This window comes from Mucilaginibacter sp. R-33 (assembly GCF_049949235.1).
Classification (GTDB): domain Bacteria; phylum Bacteroidota; class Bacteroidia; order Sphingobacteriales; family Sphingobacteriaceae; genus Mucilaginibacter.
In genome coordinates, this window is record NZ_CP188089.1 from 801,437 (window position 1) to 816,902 (window position 15,466).

Annotated in this window: 13 protein-coding genes; 5 read left to right on the plus strand and 8 right to left on the minus strand. The window is 43.7% G+C overall.

The window, feature by feature from the left end; all coding sequences use genetic code 11:
* Positions 1-35: 35 nt before the first annotated feature.
* Positions 36-335 (plus strand): GIY-YIG nuclease family protein, encoded by a 300-nt coding sequence (locus ACP26M_RS03525; protein WP_090526303.1) that lies wholly within the window; start codon positions 36-38, stop codon positions 333-335.
* Positions 336-663: 328 nt separating this feature from the next.
* Here ACP26M_RS03525 and ACP26M_RS03530 read toward each other — a convergent pair whose 3' ends face one another.
* From ACP26M_RS03530 to ACP26M_RS03550, 5 genes are all read right to left on the minus strand, one after another.
* Entirely contained in the window at positions 664-2,571 is a 1,908-nt protein-coding gene (locus tag ACP26M_RS03530; RefSeq protein ID WP_426586225.1) for a DUF294 nucleotidyltransferase-like domain-containing protein, read from the minus strand.
* Entirely contained in the window at positions 2,555-3,259 is a 705-nt protein-coding gene (locus ACP26M_RS03535; protein ID WP_426586227.1) for an exonuclease domain-containing protein, read from the minus strand. The genes ACP26M_RS03530 and ACP26M_RS03535 overlap by 17 nt, the downstream gene beginning before the upstream one ends.
* A gap of 147 nt (positions 3,260-3,406) precedes the next feature.
* Positions 3,407-4,228: a DUF4249 domain-containing protein gene (locus ACP26M_RS03540; protein ID WP_426586229.1), complete on the minus strand. Its 822-nt coding sequence runs from the start codon at positions 4,226-4,228 to the stop codon at positions 3,407-3,409.
* 4 nt (positions 4,229-4,232) lie between these two features.
* On the minus strand, positions 4,233-6,896 hold the full coding sequence (locus ACP26M_RS03545; RefSeq protein ID WP_426586231.1) for a TonB-dependent receptor: 2,664 nt from the start codon (positions 6,894-6,896) through the stop codon (positions 4,233-4,235).
* A 65-nt stretch (positions 6,897-6,961) separates the two neighbouring features.
* Entirely contained in the window at positions 6,962-7,954 is a 993-nt protein-coding gene (locus ACP26M_RS03550; RefSeq protein WP_426586233.1) for a FecR family protein, read from the minus strand.
* A 176-nt stretch (positions 7,955-8,130) separates the two neighbouring features.
* Between ACP26M_RS03550 and ACP26M_RS03555 the strand changes: the two genes are divergently transcribed.
* Positions 8,131-8,685 (plus strand): dihydrofolate reductase family protein, encoded by a 555-nt coding sequence (locus ACP26M_RS03555; protein WP_426586235.1) that lies wholly within the window; start codon positions 8,131-8,133, stop codon positions 8,683-8,685.
* An 8-nt stretch (positions 8,686-8,693) separates the two neighbouring features.
* Here the strand turns inward: ACP26M_RS03555 and ACP26M_RS03560 are convergent, their stop codons facing one another.
* The 3 genes from ACP26M_RS03560 to ACP26M_RS03570 form a co-directional block, all read right to left on the minus strand.
* Entirely contained in the window at positions 8,694-9,281 is a 588-nt protein-coding gene (locus tag ACP26M_RS03560) for an RNA polymerase sigma-70 factor (protein WP_426586237.1), read from the minus strand.
* Positions 9,282-9,493: 212 nt separating this feature from the next.
* Complete coding sequence (locus ACP26M_RS03565; RefSeq protein ID WP_426586239.1) at positions 9,494-12,268, minus strand: TonB-dependent receptor; 2,775 nt, start codon at positions 12,266-12,268, stop codon at positions 9,494-9,496.
* 282 nt (positions 12,269-12,550) lie between these two features.
* Positions 12,551-12,871, minus strand: coding sequence for a hypothetical protein (locus tag ACP26M_RS03570; protein ID WP_426586241.1), 321 nt, complete (start codon positions 12,869-12,871; stop codon positions 12,551-12,553).
* A 265-nt stretch (positions 12,872-13,136) separates the two neighbouring features.
* Between ACP26M_RS03570 and ACP26M_RS03575 the strand changes: the two genes are divergently transcribed.
* The 3 genes from ACP26M_RS03575 to ACP26M_RS03585 all read left to right on the plus strand — a co-directional run bounded on the left by ACP26M_RS03575 (position 13,137) and on the right by ACP26M_RS03585 (position 15,390).
* Positions 13,137-13,607: a hypothetical protein gene (locus ACP26M_RS03575; protein ID WP_426586243.1), complete on the plus strand. Its 471-nt coding sequence runs from the start codon at positions 13,137-13,139 to the stop codon at positions 13,605-13,607.
* Between the two features lie 24 nt (positions 13,608-13,631).
* Positions 13,632-14,594, plus strand: coding sequence for a 23S rRNA (adenine(1618)-N(6))-methyltransferase RlmF (gene rlmF / locus ACP26M_RS03580; RefSeq protein WP_426586245.1), 963 nt, complete (start codon positions 13,632-13,634; stop codon positions 14,592-14,594).
* 118 nt (positions 14,595-14,712) lie between these two features.
* Positions 14,713-15,390, plus strand: coding sequence for a pseudouridine synthase (locus ACP26M_RS03585; RefSeq protein ID WP_426586247.1), 678 nt, complete (start codon positions 14,713-14,715; stop codon positions 15,388-15,390).
* Positions 15,391-15,466 lie beyond the last annotated feature (76 nt).

A 15,466-nucleotide genomic window follows, 5' to 3' on the forward strand; every position in this document is an offset into this window, starting at 1 on the left:
GAATAGAATAATTTAGCATAATTAACTAAATCACAATGCCAGACAAACAAGGTCATGTTTATATCATGACCAATACCTATCGAACTACGTTTTACATCGGGGTAACCAGCGATTTGCGTGCAAGAGTTTGGCAACATATTAATGGAGAAGGTTCATTATTTGTGAAAAAGTATCGCTTGTACGATCTTGTTTATTATGAACATTTTCATAGAATAACAGATGCCATTGATAGGGAAAAACAACTAAAGAATTGGCATAAGGACTGGAAGATCAATTTGATCAAATCTGTTAATGCTGCAATGAAAGACTTGAAGGAAGAATTGGAAATAGAATAATTATAATCTGTCCGCTTAGCACGTGTACTTCTTAGCATGTGGGGTGCCGAAACAAGTTCGGCATGACAATTAAGATGAAGCGTCCGTCATCCCGAACATGTTTCGGGATCCCATGGGACAGGTGGGCGATATGCTTAGCACGCGTACTTCTTAGCGCGTGGGGGGCCGAAACAAGTTCGGCATGACAATTAAGATGAAGCGTCCGTCATCCCGAACTTGTTTCGGGATCCCACGGGAAAGGTTGGCGATATGCTTAGCGCACGTATTTCTTAGCAGGTGGGTGCCGAAACAAGTTCGGCATGACGGTTAGGAAGATTTATCATCCCCCTTACCCAAACAAATTATTCGTAAACTCCAGCTTTATTCTTGTTTGAAAGTTATCTATCGTTTTAAAAATCTCCTTTAAGGCTACTTTTTCAATTTTGGTGAGTTTATCCGGGTCGATGTAGTTGTCGGGTTCGGTGCGGTCCTGGATAATTTGAGAGGCCTGGTTGCGGAGGCGCAGGCCCATCAAAAAATAGTACGACTGGATCAGCTCGTGTACCTCTTTTTCGTTGAACACACCTTTCTCTTTCAGCGCCTTCAGCCGCTCGCCGGTGTTAACCTCAAAGATACGGTGACGTAGGGCATACATCCGTACCAGGTCAACAATAGGCGTCATTGATTTTTTAATATCGAAAACTTCCTGGCTGCCCTTGGTAAAAGTTTTGATGTTTTTGAAAAAGGTGAGCGGGGGTTCGTACTGCAAAGCATTTTTAGCCATATGGAAAAAGATCTTACCCAGTGGTTTTTGCAGTTCCTCGTCCAGAAACTCTTTGAGTTCATCCATAATACTCGCCTCGCCATACAGGTAGCGGCAATCAAAAAAGGTGGAAAACTGGATCACAGTTTCGGGTACGGCTTCGGTCATCCAGCTTTCGTAATTGCGTTTCCAGTGCGATAGGGAATGTGTCCACTTAGGGTTTTGGGCCATGTAACCGCCGGTGCAAAAGCTGAAGCCGATGTGATTAAGCTTTTCGGATACCTGCCGGGCAAAGCTCAGGAAATATTCACGCACTAATTCACGCTGCTCATTAGCTTTATCTTCGTAAATAATGGCGTTATCCTGGTCGGTTTTAAAAGTTTGCTCCTTACGGCCTTCACTGCCAAGTACCATGAAAACAAATTTGGCCGGCGGTTGGCCCATTGTTGCGATAACGCTTTCAATTACTTTTATGGCGATGGTATCGGCAATGGTGGTAATAACCTGGTTTACAATTTCGGCGTTTACACCGCGGCCAAGCAATTGTGTAACCATTTGCGGTACCGATTCCCATTTGCGTTTAAGTTCCTGTACTGAAATGGCCTGTTTTACCGATTGGATAAATACCAATGGTGACTGTGCCTGCTCGGCCAGTAATTTATTCCTGCTGATACTGCCTACAAATTCATCACCGTTTTTAATGAGCAGGTACCGCGTTTTGGTGCGGAACATCATCAAAATGGCTTCATACACATAAGCATTGGTACTAATGCAAACGATGGGGTTATCCATAATGTTGCCAACCGGCTGGGCGGTATCAGCCTGTTTGGAAACCACATTGTCGCGCAGGGTGATATCGGTTACATAGCCTACAATTTTGGTTTGCTCATCGCGGATAAAAATGCAGCTCACCTTGTGTTTAGCCATTAGGCGGGCGGTTTCATAAACAGGGGTACTTTGCGGACAGGAAACTATTTCGCGGTATTCAATACTTTCTATTTTGCGCGAATACAATTGTTCGGAAGCGATATAACTTTCCTCAAAAGTTGCCGGACGTTTATAAAAATGGGCGAACTCATCATCAAGCATTCGCTTACCGAAATCGGCGGTAAAGTATTGAACAAAGTCCTCGTACGCTTTGCACAGCGACCGGAAATCCTTGCGGTGCAGGAAAAACACAGTCGTGCCTTTTTTGGCGATCACCGTACGGATAGACTGCTTGCGGTTAAGCAACACCGAAATGCCGCCATAGCAATAGCCCGGATGATGGTGCTCCAATAATCGTTTATTTTGCTGGGTGTCGTAAAAGAAGGATTCGTATTCGCCTTCGGCAATAATATCCACGCCGCGCATTTTGGTTACTTCCTGTTGATAAATAACCGCGTCTTTACTATAACGGATCTCCTGCAACTGATCGGCAACCTGTTCAAGTACATCGGCCGGCAGCAGGTTAAACGGGGCTACTTTACTTAAAAATTCAAGACGTTGAACCATATAACCAAAAAGCTATGATGATGATCAAAATTAAAACGATGGCTGCGGGCAAAAGGTATTTTTTTTCGGAGCGGATCTTTTGCAGGTAAACCTCCTGATGCTCTACGCTCTCTTCGGTAATATCGCCGCGTTTCAGCATCTCAAAAAAGCATTCGGCGGTAGCCTCCGCATCTTCAAGGGCGTTGTGCTGCCTGTCGAATGTTTTGTTAAACAGTACCTCGTACAATTGGTTTAGCCTTAAATACTTGGTCTGCGGATTTTGTACCCATTTGGTGGTTGCCAGCATGGTACAAAAGGTTTTTAAATTTTGAAGCGGATTGGTGATGCCTGTACGGTAAAACTCAACGCCTGCAACATTCAGGTCAAGCTCAATAAAGTGACCTATTACCAATGGCTGATACTCTAAGAGATCATCGGCCAGCATGGTCATTACATCTTTGCGCCATTCACCGTGCTCAACCAAATACTCCTGGGTAAGGCCATGAACGGCATATGCTTTTGGGCTTATGGTGAAGTCATTATCCTTAATATAATGATCTTCGCGTTTTATCTCCTGCATGTCATTGGTGTACACAATCCACGACACCTGCAGGGCATAAGGCCAGTTGTCGTTATCGCAATAGGGCAGGTCCCACTTTTTGGGCAGGCCGGAGGTTTCGGTATCTATGAATAAAAGGTAATCTTGCACATGCTAAATTTATGAATTTATTTGAATGATGGGAGCAGGCAGCAAAATCCCTGCGGGGAAATATTGGTTTAAATAAAAAACACTCGCTTCAGGCGGGTGTTTTTTATATGATTTTACTACAATAGTTGCCCCTTTAAGGGCTGGCGGTTACGGCGCTGTCAACGTCTTGCTCACCACTGTATGCGCACTAAAATATCCCAACGCGCCGCCTTTGATATTGGTTAACGGATTTGCCGGGGCAGCGTTATTGCCATCGCCGTTGGCGCTGTTGCTAAGGCTGTAAAAGTATTTGTAAACCGCCTGGTCAATGCTCATCATTTCTATAGTTACCTGGTTGCCGGGGCGGATATCGCGTGCCGGGTTATCGTTGCTGTTATCAAACCTGAGGTTGTTGTTCACTTCCTGCCCATTGGTAAATTCGTCGTCTTCCAGCATGATCGTTTCTTCTTTGCGGCCGTTTACATACTGTACAAAACGGTAATAGTTTTTGGTAGCTATAGGGTCGTCATATCGCACGGTAACATATTTGCGCGGGGTACCGTCCTTGTTATTTTCAAGTTCGTCTTTAACCAGGTAAATACTATCTAACGGAACGGCGGGGTGCATTAAGCAGCTTGAGGTGAATGTTTTGCCATTAACACTCACACTAAGCTGATAGGTATGGCCAGGGTTGCCTGTTAAAGTAATGTTTTGGTAAATACCGGTACCTGTAGCCGTAAGCGGGTAAACATTGTTATTATCATCGGCAATGGTAACGGTAGCGCCGCCTATCCCATTGAAGTCGTTATTATCAGTGAAGTTTTTGGTCTTGCTTAATAATACCTTGCAGCCGCCGGCCTGGTTGGTTAATACGCCTTCAACTACATATTGCGGCGTGGTATCTTTTAGTTTCAGGTCGATGGCTTTTTCGCAACTGCTTAAAGTTGCTGCAAAAAGCATAGTGGTGATGTATTTTATAGTGTTTTTCATCGGCTTAAAATTTAAAGTTATAAGTAACCGAAGGTACAAACGTGAACAGGGTAGTGCGTACAGCTTCGGTGCGGCTTGCATCGGTTTTATTATCGCGGAAGAATATGCGGTAAGCGTTAGGGTTGCCGTAAGCATTGTAAAGACTGAAGGTTAGATCAGATTGAAATTTCGCTGTTTTTTTGAGTTGCCGAGTGGCTCCCAGGTCTAAGCGGTGGTAGGCCGGCATCCTGTCGGCATTTCGGTTGGTATAGTAGTAATAAGTTACGCCGTCAACCTGGTATTTACCGCTCGGGAAGGTCACGGCATCGCCGGTATAGTAAACAAAGTTGGCCGAGAATGTCCATTTTTCGCTGGCTTTGTACATAGCTACAATGGCAATGTCGTGGGTGCGGTCCTGCCGGGCATTGTACCATTGATTGTTATTGATGCCGTCAATCATTCGTTCAGATTTTGACAGTGTATAGCTGATCCAGCCGCTAAGCCTGCCGGTTTTCTTCTTCAGCAAAAATTCGGCACCGTAGGAGCGGCCTTTTCCGAAAAGCAACTGTGTTTCTATGGGTTGGTTGGTGAACACATTGGCGCCATTGCGGTAATCTATCTGGTTTTGCAGCTTTTTATAATAGCTTTCAACCGTAAATTCATAATTATGATCGTTAAAATCTTTATAGTAGCCTACAGAGAACTGGTCGGCAATTTCCGGTTTAATAATATTAGTGCTTGCCACCCATTTATCCGTTGGTGACCCCGAGTTTGAGTTGGAGATCAAATGCAGGTTTTGCGCATTACGGGCGTACGATGCCTTGATAGAACTCACATCATTTAGCTGGAAAGCTGCTGCAATGCGGGGCTCGGGGTTTATATAGGTTTTTACCGCCTGGCCGGAAGTGTAATGTTTAGAGCCTACGATGTTCCCGTCAGCATCAATATCATAATAATCGCCTGAGCCAAGAATGGTAAAGGCCGACAGGCGTACCCCGTAGGTTAAAGTAAAACGATCTGTTGCTTTCCATGTGTTGCTAACATAAGCGGCGTTTTCAAGGGCATACCTGTTTTGCAGGCTTTGAGATATAACCCCAGAGTTACCGGTAGCGGAAATTTCGCCCGGCTTAATGGTATGGTAAATGCTGTTTACACCAAAGCTGATGGTGTTTTTGCCGCCGGCATACCATTGCATGTCTTCCTTAAAGTTAAAATCGCGGATCTGCGAATAAATATTGTATTCGTTTACATCCTGCTTAATGTTAAGCTTATAGTCATAATTGCTGTAGATGAGCGAGGTGTTTGAAAACAGCTGACTGTTAAAAATATGGTTCCAGCGCAGGGTAGCCGTGGTGTTACCCCAGTTAATGCCGGCTATGTCGGCAGCCTTAAGCACATCTTTTCCAAAATATCCCGAGACAAACAACCTGTCTTTATCGCCTAAAACATAATTGGCTTTGGCATTAAGGTCATAAAAATAAAGCTGGCTTTTTTTGGCAATACTGTCTTTTGATAAGGCCAGGAAAGCATCGGCATAAGTACGCCGTGCAGAAATCAGGAAAGATGATTTGCCTTTTTGAATAGGCCCTTCGGCATTGATGCGCGCGGCAATCAGGCCAATGCCGCCGCTTACGCCAAACTTCTGGTTGTTACCATCGTTCATTTTAATATCCAGTACAGATGAAAGCCTGCCACCATATTGCGCGGGCATGTCGCCTTTATAAATATTAATATTTTTGATGGCATCCGAGTTAAAGGTGGAGAAGAAACCCAGCAAATGCGATGCATTGTATACGGGAGCCTCATCCAGCAGGATCAAATTTTGATCGGTTGCGCCACCGCGTACAAAGAACCCGCCGCTGCCTTCCCCGGCCGATTTGATGCCAGGAAGCAATTGGATAGTTTTGATTACATCCCGCTCGCCAAGCAGCACGGGAATGTTTTTGGTTTCCTGGATGCTGAGGTGCTCAACGCCCATTTGCGGGCTGGCCAGGTCGCGCGCGCCGGGAGGCGCTGCTTTAACGGTTACTTCCTGCAGTTGCTGGGCATTGTCTTCCAGTTCGATATTTAAACGAAGGTTGCCGGCTAATGATACCTGAACAACCGCGGCTTTTTGCCCCATAGCGCTTACCGAAAGTTGATGGTCACCGGCAGGTAGTGTAAGCGAATAAAAGCCGTATTCGTTACTTGATGTGCCAAAGTTTGCATCGGTAACCCTAATGCTTGCGCCAATAATCGTTTCGCCGGTTTGTTTTGATTTAACGGTGCCGCTTACCGTGTATTTGCCATCAGTGCCGGCGGCTGCCTGCTTTTTTACCTTGCCGGCATCGTATTTGATCAATACTTCATTATCAAGCACCGTAAAAATAAACGGGTGCGGAGCAAGGGCCTTGCGTAATACCTCGCCCAAAGGCTGGTTTTTGGCATTGACAATGATCTTAACAGTGCTTTTGGCAACTGTTTCATTATAGGTGAACCTTACGCCGCAGGCAGCTGTGATTTTATCCAAAGCCTGCTTAAGCGGTTCGTTGCTTATAGTTATAGTAACGGGTTTATCTAAAGGCCCCTGGGCTTGTGCTTTGCTTAGTGCCATCATTAAAAATAACAACATGCAGAGTGCCGTTCGGAAGGGTATTCGCGTTATTTCGCAAATCAGCATGGAGGGCCATGCCGGTCTGTTGGTTTTCATAGTTGCTTTAAATTGTTGGTGTGGTTTGTTTTCCTTTTTAGGGATGATGTTTTAGAATAAAAAGGTTAATTGTTGGGTGGTAAAGGTTGCAGGAAATATTGGCTTTCGACCCGTTTCCAGCGAAGGTCCATTACGGCGCAAAGTTTATTAAACGTTTTGTCGATAGGTTCATTCGTGTTGATATGACCGTAAAAACCGTTTTGGGTGATATCCGGCGTAAGGTTTATGCGGATACCATACTGATGCGACAGATCGTCAACTACGGTTTGCAGGGACGCCCCGTCATAACTGAACAAACCGGTACGCTGTGAAAGGAATTTGGAGGCATTGGGATAATTTTCCTTAATTAACGATCTGTCAGCCTTGTTATACAAGGCCCTTTGATTAAGTACCATAATAGCTTGCTGGCTTTTGGGCAGGTTATGCTCCTGCACCGCCACCTTTCCGCTGATAACCGTAACTTCAGAGATAATCTGGTCGGGATAGGCTTTAACATTAAAGCTGGTACCTAATACAACGGTTTTAAGCTGTCCCGATTGGATTACGAATGGATGGTCCTCATCATGTACTACATCGAAAAACGCTTCACCCTCCAGTATTACCAAACGTTCTTTAGTCCTGAATTTGTCTGGATAACTGATGCGGCTGCCGGGACTAAGCCAAATCCGGGTGCCATCGGGCAAACTGATTTGCCGGTGTTTGCCCGGAGCTGTAACCAGTTCAACCTGTTTGGCAGGATCAATAACTTCCAATACCTGGTTTTTGTAAAGCGCGGCAAAGGTAACCAGCAATACCACAGCCGCTGCAGCAGCTATGTTTCGCCATAAGGTAATTACCTTACGCGCAGGTTGCCCCGGTGTTTCCATTTGCGCGGTTATCTTACTCAAAATACTTTTCCGCAGCTGTTCAGGATTTTGGTATTTTGAGGCCGATAACAATACTTCTTCATCATTAAAACCAGCATACCAGGTATCAAGCCAGGCTTTTTCGTCAGCACTGATGGTGCCTTGTTTTAATTTATGAGCGAGTTCCTTTACGTTGTAGGTGTTGTTTTCCATTTTGCCTGATCTTTCAACCTTTTGCACATATAGTCAGTGATGGAAGCAGATACCCTTAGTGGAAAATGAAAAATATTTATCGCTATCGTTTTTTCTTTTTGGTGAGATAAAGATCTGTATAGGTTATGCCGGTTGAAATTTACTAATTTTAAAAAAGTCAATTAAAAACCAATCAAATGAGAAAAGTAATCTACGGCATTAACCTGAGCTTAGATGGTTGTTGTGACCATACCAAATTTAGCGGTGGCAAGGATATATTAGAACATTTTACCCGACTTATGGATGATGTTGACCTGATTGTATACGGGCGTAAAACCTTCGAGCTTATGGTTCCGTATTGGCCGGATGCCGCAAAAGATCCTAACTCAACCAAAGAGGAGAGAGAATTTGCACAGGCATTTGATGGTATTGAAAAACTTGTTTTCTCACGGACACTGACCAGTACCGACGATAAAAACTCTGTTATTAGTCAAGCAAACCCTGACGATGAGATCCGCAAACTGAAGCAACAGGCTGGTGGTAATATTTCGATAGGAGGTGTGAACCTGCCCTTACAACTCATTGAACTTGGTTTGGTTGATGAGTTTCATTATGTTATACATCCCGTAATTGTAGGCGAGGGGAGAAGTCTGCTGGAAGCCGCAGGTTTAAAGGGAAATGTAGGCTTAAAGCTAATGGAATCAAAGATCCTTGAATCGGGCTGTATCGCGCTTCATTATGTTAAAAACTGAAGCGTATGTTAACTGAGGAGTAAAATTAGCACCGGCAGAGAAATACCCAGCGATTGCCTTAACGAATTTAATGCCTTTGACATATGCGCTTCAACAGTTTTTTGTGATATGTCCAGTTCTGCAGCTATCTCGGCATAGGTTTTATTTTCATTACGGCTAAGCAGGAAAACGATGCGGCATTTTTCGGGCAGGAGGCTGATGCTGTGGTTAAGTCGTTGGCGCAGTTCTTTTTCCTCCAGCCATTCAATGGTGCTGTCGTCTGTTTCGGGCGAGGTAAAAGCAAGCTCATCCAAATGTTGTTGCTTTCTGTATTGACGATCAAGATGATTGATCACCTTGTATTTAACCGCTACCGAAAGATAGATGGCCATTGTATGTGTTAACTTAAGGCTTGCCCGGCGCTGCCAGATACTTAAAAATACTTCCTGCACTACTTCTTCGGCCTCATGTTCATCATCTAAACGGTGATAGGCTACAGCAAAGGTTTTATCCCAATACCGGTTATACAGCTCGGTAAAGGCATTGCGGTTGTCGCGGGCCATCAGTTGTAATAACTGTTCGTCTGTATGGGCTATATGCTGATTTGGTACAGGCATTATTTTATCTGCAATGCTATGTTAAAGGATGTACAAAAAATCTTTTGCACTTGTTTAACATGTTTTAACAGTTTGCAAGTTTAGAGTTTTATCGGCGGATAAAGTTACAGAGCTATCAATATTTATGAATCTCCTCTAAAATAAAAAAGGTCGCCCCACAATCGGGGCGACCTGTATCGAATCAGTCAGTTAATAGTTTTTCAGTTAATTATTTAAAATGTAAAGCCTACCCGGGCAAAAAAGCGGCGGCCATTTTGGCCCATCTGTACGGCATCAAACGGGCCCGATGGTTCGTTATTATATGCCCATCCTTTAGCGCCTTTTACATATGCCAGATCGGGGTGTACGTTAAAAATATTGTCGGCGCCTATGGATATGCGAACCGATTTCGCCACTTTATAAGCGAAATACAGGTCGCTTACAACTTTACCGCTGTATATGTACTGATCGGGCAGTTGGGCCGAACCATCATCGGTTGGTACAGTAGGGGTAAGGGTTGAGCCATCGCCATAGCCATCAATCACAACTTTGCCAAAGTAAGTAAAGCGGGTGCCTACAGTAAAGTTTTTACGTCCGTACTCAGGGTTTAAGCTAAGCTTTTGAGGTGGCGCCGATGCCAGGATAAATTTCTTTTCACGCTCGCTCAAAAATGTTTCGCGCAATGCAGGGGTAGTACCAAGTATAGGCGGGTAGTTTACCTTGTCAATTTTCATGGTTTGGAAATTGCCTGTAAAAAGTACCCTGAACCTGTTGGCGCCAATGGTTTTGTTGTAGTCAATAACTACGTCCAACCCTTTATTGGTAGTGTTTACAGCATTGGCAAAAAACTGGGCAGAGCTTACGTGCAGGTTTTTCAGGGCATTGGTAAATGTAGGGTCGAGGGTTTCGTCATCGGCACTGAACTGGCCGGAAAGCACAACGCGGTCGGTAACTTTAATATAGTATCCATCAACAGTAAAGCTTAACTCAGGCAGTGGCTTAAAGGTAAAACCCAAACCGGCATTCTTTGATTTTTCCTGCTTAAGGTTAGGGATGCCTGCTGCTTTGGTGATGGGGCTGTAGTTAGGGGCTATTTTAACTTCAGATATCACAGTGCCCTGTACGTTGGTAAAAGTTGAACTGTAATTGATCTGTTGTAATGAAGGTGCGCGGAAGCCGGTACCTAATGAACCGCGGATGTTAAAATTATCGGTGATTTTATAGCGTGTAGCCAGTTTGGTATTAAAGTTTGAGCCAAAATCGCTGTAATGCTCATATCGGTTGGCAAAATCAACCAGCCATTGTTTGGTGATATCGCCTTCAAGATCAACATATACACCTTCTACCGAACGGTGGGCATTTACCACATCACCGGGCTGATAGCCGGGGAAGCCCTGTGAGCCTGCCGCCTTTACGCCGGTGGGGTCGTAATTTTTGTACGATCCTTCTTCACCCGAAAAGATCTTATAGCGCTCGTAACGGTATTCGCCGCCAAAACCAAGGTTAAGGCCCTGCATTATATTGCCAAAATGTTTGTTGATGTTCAGGTTACTGGTGTTTTGTAAAAACTCCGATCCGCCATCGTCAAAATTGGTTTTATCCGCACCCAAAGAAGCATTAAATGTTTTATAGCCAAAAAAGTGGAACTTATTGTTACCAATATTATTGCTCAAATCCCAGTCCCAGGCGTCGCCCAGGGTGCCTTTTGCGCCTAAGGCAATGGCAAGGTCTGTATTATCTGTACGGATAATGGGATTGTAATATGATTCGCCGTCTGGGGTGTTAAAAATGATACCGCTCACCGGGATCATATTGCCGCTGTTGTCGGTGGGGAAACGTTCGGGGCGACCGGAGAAATTACGGGTAAAAGCATAATCGTCAGATGCCTTATAGCTATAACCGCCAAAACTGTATAAAGTTGTACGGGTGCCTGCAAGCGGCGATTCGTGGTTGAAAAAGAAAGTACCGCTTTCGGCTGATCCATCGCCATTGGCACGCCTGTAAGGGTTTATGGGCAGTGCTTTAGGGTTTGAGGTTGTGGTATCATGCGTTTGGCGAAAGGTTTTGCCGTTTTTGGCATAGTCGCCCGTAAAGTTGATGAAACCGCCGTTTTTGCCGAGTGCTAAACCATAGTTGGCATCAATAGTGATACCATTGCCATCAATAGCGCCGCCGTGAGGATATTGAGATGATACAACACTTTTACCACTGTTAAAGGCAGGATCATAGTAACCAGAATAACCAACGTTGGCATTAAACACACCAGTGGTTTTCTTTAAAACAAGGTTGATAACACCCGCAATAGCATCAGAGCCATACTGGGCCGAAGCGCCGTCGCGAAGGATCTCGATCCTGTCGATAGATGCCGTTGGGATAGAACTCAGATCGACACCCGAGTTACCGCGGCCACGGGTGCCAAACACAGAAACGAAAGCAGTGGAGTGGCGGCGTTTGCCATTTACTAAAACCAGGGTTTGATCGGGGCCTAAGCCGCGTAATGTACCCAATTCAACGTGGTCGGCACCATCGGAACCGGATTGTTTATTATAGTTAAATGACGGGGCCGAGTAGTTAAGGATGTCGGTGATATCCATACGACCGGTTACTGATGCCGCTTTACCCACATTAACAATATCAACAGGAACCGCCGTTTCAAGTTTTACCCGCCCGGCAGATCGTGTACCTATTAATACTACTTCATTTAATTGGGCTATATCACTAACCAGGGTAATATCAATTTTAGTACGCCCGTTAATGGCGACTGTTATGGTTTTATAGCCAGTATAGCTTATAATCAGTTCATCAATTGTTGCCGCCGAAATAGTGTATATCCCTTTTGTGTTGGTGCTTGTACCTAAGTTGCTGCCTTTTATATGTACCGATACTCCGGGCATAGGTGCATTGCTTGCCGCATCGGTAACGATTCCGGTTATAGTTTTCTTTTGTGCTAATGCCAATAGGGGAGTTATGGTTAGCAAAATGAGGGTAAATAGTAAAATTTTCTTCATAAAACGGAAGTTGTGGCTATTGAAATAATGTTAATTTTAATGTAAGTTAATAATTATTGAATAGTTTTCAATATAAAATCAATTTTATTGGAAGATTTGCACTTGTAATTTGCTGTTTTAGGTGATTGGTGGTGAAAAATATTAGCCTTTTGTTATTTTTTTATGTCGAATTGTTGAAGTAATAAAAAAAGCCAATTGTTTAAAGGCTTTAATCCTTAACAATTGGCTTTTTTGGATTTAAAAAAAAATGATTGAACGTCTTTTTGTTGTTTAATTTTTTAATTAAACGGCTTTTTCAGGCTCGGTATCTTTTGTTGTTTTGCTCGGTGCTTTTGCGGGAGTAATCGACGCTGCTTCAGTTGTTTTCTTCTCTTTTTTTACTTTGTGTTCAGCGGGAGCAGCATGTACTTCTGGACTTAATTTAGCCGCTAATATTTTTGCCAGGTTTTTTGCAGCTTTGTCGATAGCTTTTTTAGCTTTACTGGCATCAGGGCCAAATTCACTTACCAGGGTTTCAATCTGGATAACTAATTTTTCTTTTAATTGTTTCTTAAGAGCTTTACGGGCTTGTTTAGTAGCGGCTTTATCTTTTATGTTTTTCATGTGAATGGATTAGAGATCGGGTGAAGCACAGTTTTTTCTGCGCGGCGCAAAGTTAGGTTAATATAATGTGGTTTTAATATTATGTTTATGTTAACAGTCACTATTTATGTTAACTTTTTATTAATTGATAATCAGTGCTATTAAATGTTGTTACTTTATTTATTTTTTGTTTTATAACGCTTAGCCTAATACGGCCTATACTAATTTTTTGAAAGCCTTCGGGTTAATTCTTAACTTAGCCGTTTATTTATCGTCCTAAAACAACATGATTAAAGATTTAAGTGCATTAACCCAGGTAGCCGAATTTCATGCCACTTTTAAACATCCTATAATTGAAAAACCTGCAATACCGTCAAAAGCACGCTGCGATCTGCGTATCGAACTGATTGCCGAAGAATTAAAAGAGTTGCAGCAGGCCGTTAATGATAATAACATGGTTGAAGTAGCTGATGCCCTTTGCGATCTGCAATACGTATTATCAGGAGCGATACTTGAATTTGGTTTGGGCTCAAAGTTTAAAGAATTGTTTGACGAGGTACACCGCTCAAACATGAGCAAAGCCTGTAAAACAATAGAAGAAGCCGAAAAAACCATCGAACACTATAAAGCTACTGCTAATACAGAAGCATATTATAAAGCGATAGATGGTTTGTATCTGGTGTACCGTACATCTGATCATAAAACGTTAAAATCTATCAATTATTCGCCTGCCTATCTGAATGGCATTGTGGGTTAATCATAAACTAAAAATACTATTCCATTGTCAGCACAAGAATCCAATCAGCCCGAGGCTAAAACCAATATGCACCCGCGTAATAAACACCGCGAAGGGTATGATTTTAAAGCATTGATAAAAGCCACGCCCGCTTTAAGGCAATTTGTGCGTACCAATGAGTATGATAATTTAACTATCAATTTTGCCAATCCCGAAGCGGTAAAAATGCTTAACAAGGCATTGCTGCAGCATCACTATGGTATAAATCATTGGGATATTCCTGAAGGGTTTTTATGCCCGCCGATACCAGGTCGTGCCGATTACATTCATTATGCTGCCGATCTGCTTGCTTCTGTTAATGAGGGTGTTGTACGCAAAGGCCGGAAAGTACAGGTGCTTGATATAGGAACGGGAGCTAACCTTGTTTATCCCATAGTGGGCTTTAAAGAATATGGCTGGAATTTTGTTGGATTCGAACTTGACCTGGAGGCTATGGCATCGGCACAACGTATTGTTGAGCAAAACAGCCACCTAAAGGTTGCAGTTGAGCTAAGGCAGCAAAGCAAAAAGGCCGATATTTTTAAGGGGATCATTAAACCCGGTGAGTTATTTGACCTTACCCTTTGTAACCCTCCGTTCCACGCTTCGGCCAAAGAGGCTGCTGCCGGTTCGGCCCGTAAATGGGATAACCTGGGTTTAAGAAAGGATAAACAGCCTATACTTAACTTCGGAGGCCAAAACACCGAGCTCTGGTACCCCGGCGGCGAAGCCGCCTTCCTGAAGCTGATGGCTGCACAAAGTAAACCGTTTGAGAAACAGGTTTTATGGTTCACAACGCTGGTATCTAAAAAAGAGAACCTTCGTGTTTTATACAATGCCCTGCAAAAAGAAGGTGTTAAAGATGTGCAAACTATCAACATGTCGCAAGGGCAAAAAGTAAGCCGTATTATGGCCTGGACCTTTTTAACGCCTGTTGAGCAGCAGGCCTGGAGCAAAGCCGGCCGTTGATTTATTTGTGATTACGTTGATGTCTGAGCCTGGATTTGGGGTGACTCAGTGATTGAGTGGCTTTTACTTAAAAATCAGATTTTTTTAATTTATCCGAAGCGGCCTTTTAATTATGCCAATGTTAGAGATCATATACCGCGACGAGTACCTGATAGCCATCAACAAGCCGCACGGGTTGCTGGTACACCGTTCATCAATCGCAGCCGACGCTTCAGAATTTGCCCTGCAATTGCTCCGCGATCAAATCGGCATGAAAGTTAACCCTGTTCATCGTATAGATCGTAAAACCGGTGGGATCCTGCTTTTTGCATTTAAAAAAGAAGTTGAAATAGCTATGCAAAAGGCTTTTATGGAAAACCGGGTAGGTAAAAAATATCTGGCAGTTGTGCGCGGCCATACGCCGGACATGGAAGATATAGACTATCCATTGCGGAAGGAAAACGGCACCCTGCAGGACGCGTTCACAACCTACACAACCCTAAAAAGGGCTGAGCTCAATATCGCTTTTGGCAAACATGCTACTTCAAGATACTCATTGGTTGAGGCCGTACCCACAACAGGCCGCATGCATCAGCTTCGCAAGCACATGAGCCATATTTTTCATCCCATTATCGGCGACCGTACCCACGGTTGTAACAAACAAAACAAGCTATTTTGGGAACAATGGGAAATGACCACGATGTTGCTTCATGCATCGCAGTTGAGTTTTACACACCCCATAACCGGCGAAGAGATAACAATAGAAGCCGCGCTTCAACCCGAATTTGATAGGGTAATGAAAATCATGGGCTGGTAATTGTGTTAACCTTTAAGAAGCTATTTAAAAACGATAATTGCCAAATGTAGAGACGCATCACATGCGTCTCCCCCTA

What these genes read in the sequence shown, in the direction of transcription:
- ACP26M_RS03565 (WP_426586239.1), bottom strand. Translation starts at nt 12,268, where the DNA reads ATGAAGAAAATTTTACTATTTACCCTCATTTTGCTAACCATAACTCCC.
- ACP26M_RS03575 (WP_426586243.1), top strand. Translation starts at nt 13,137, where the DNA reads ATGATTAAAGATTTAAGTGCATTAACCCAGGTAGCCGAATTTCATGCC.
- ACP26M_RS03560 (WP_426586237.1), bottom strand. Translation starts at nt 9,281, where the DNA reads ATGCCTGTACCAAATCAGCATATAGCCCATACAGACGAACAGTTATTA.
- ACP26M_RS03555 (WP_426586235.1), top strand. Translation starts at nt 8,131, where the DNA reads ATGAGAAAAGTAATCTACGGCATTAACCTGAGCTTAGATGGTTGTTGT.
- ACP26M_RS03540 (WP_426586229.1), bottom strand. Translation starts at nt 4,228, where the DNA reads ATGAAAAACACTATAAAATACATCACCACTATGCTTTTTGCAGCAACT.
- ACP26M_RS03570 (WP_426586241.1), bottom strand. Translation starts at nt 12,871, where the DNA reads ATGAAAAACATAAAAGATAAAGCCGCTACTAAACAAGCCCGTAAAGCT.
- ACP26M_RS03525 (WP_090526303.1), top strand. Translation starts at nt 36, where the DNA reads ATGCCAGACAAACAAGGTCATGTTTATATCATGACCAATACCTATCGA.
- ACP26M_RS03545 (WP_426586231.1), bottom strand. Translation starts at nt 6,896, where the DNA reads ATGAAAACCAACAGACCGGCATGGCCCTCCATGCTGATTTGCGAAATA.
- ACP26M_RS03530 (WP_426586225.1), bottom strand. Translation starts at nt 2,571, where the DNA reads ATGGTTCAACGTCTTGAATTTTTAAGTAAAGTAGCCCCGTTTAACCTG.
- ACP26M_RS03585 (WP_426586247.1), top strand. Translation starts at nt 14,713, where the DNA reads ATGTTAGAGATCATATACCGCGACGAGTACCTGATAGCCATCAACAAG.
- ACP26M_RS03550 (WP_426586233.1), bottom strand. Translation starts at nt 7,954, where the DNA reads ATGGAAAACAACACCTACAACGTAAAGGAACTCGCTCATAAATTAAAA.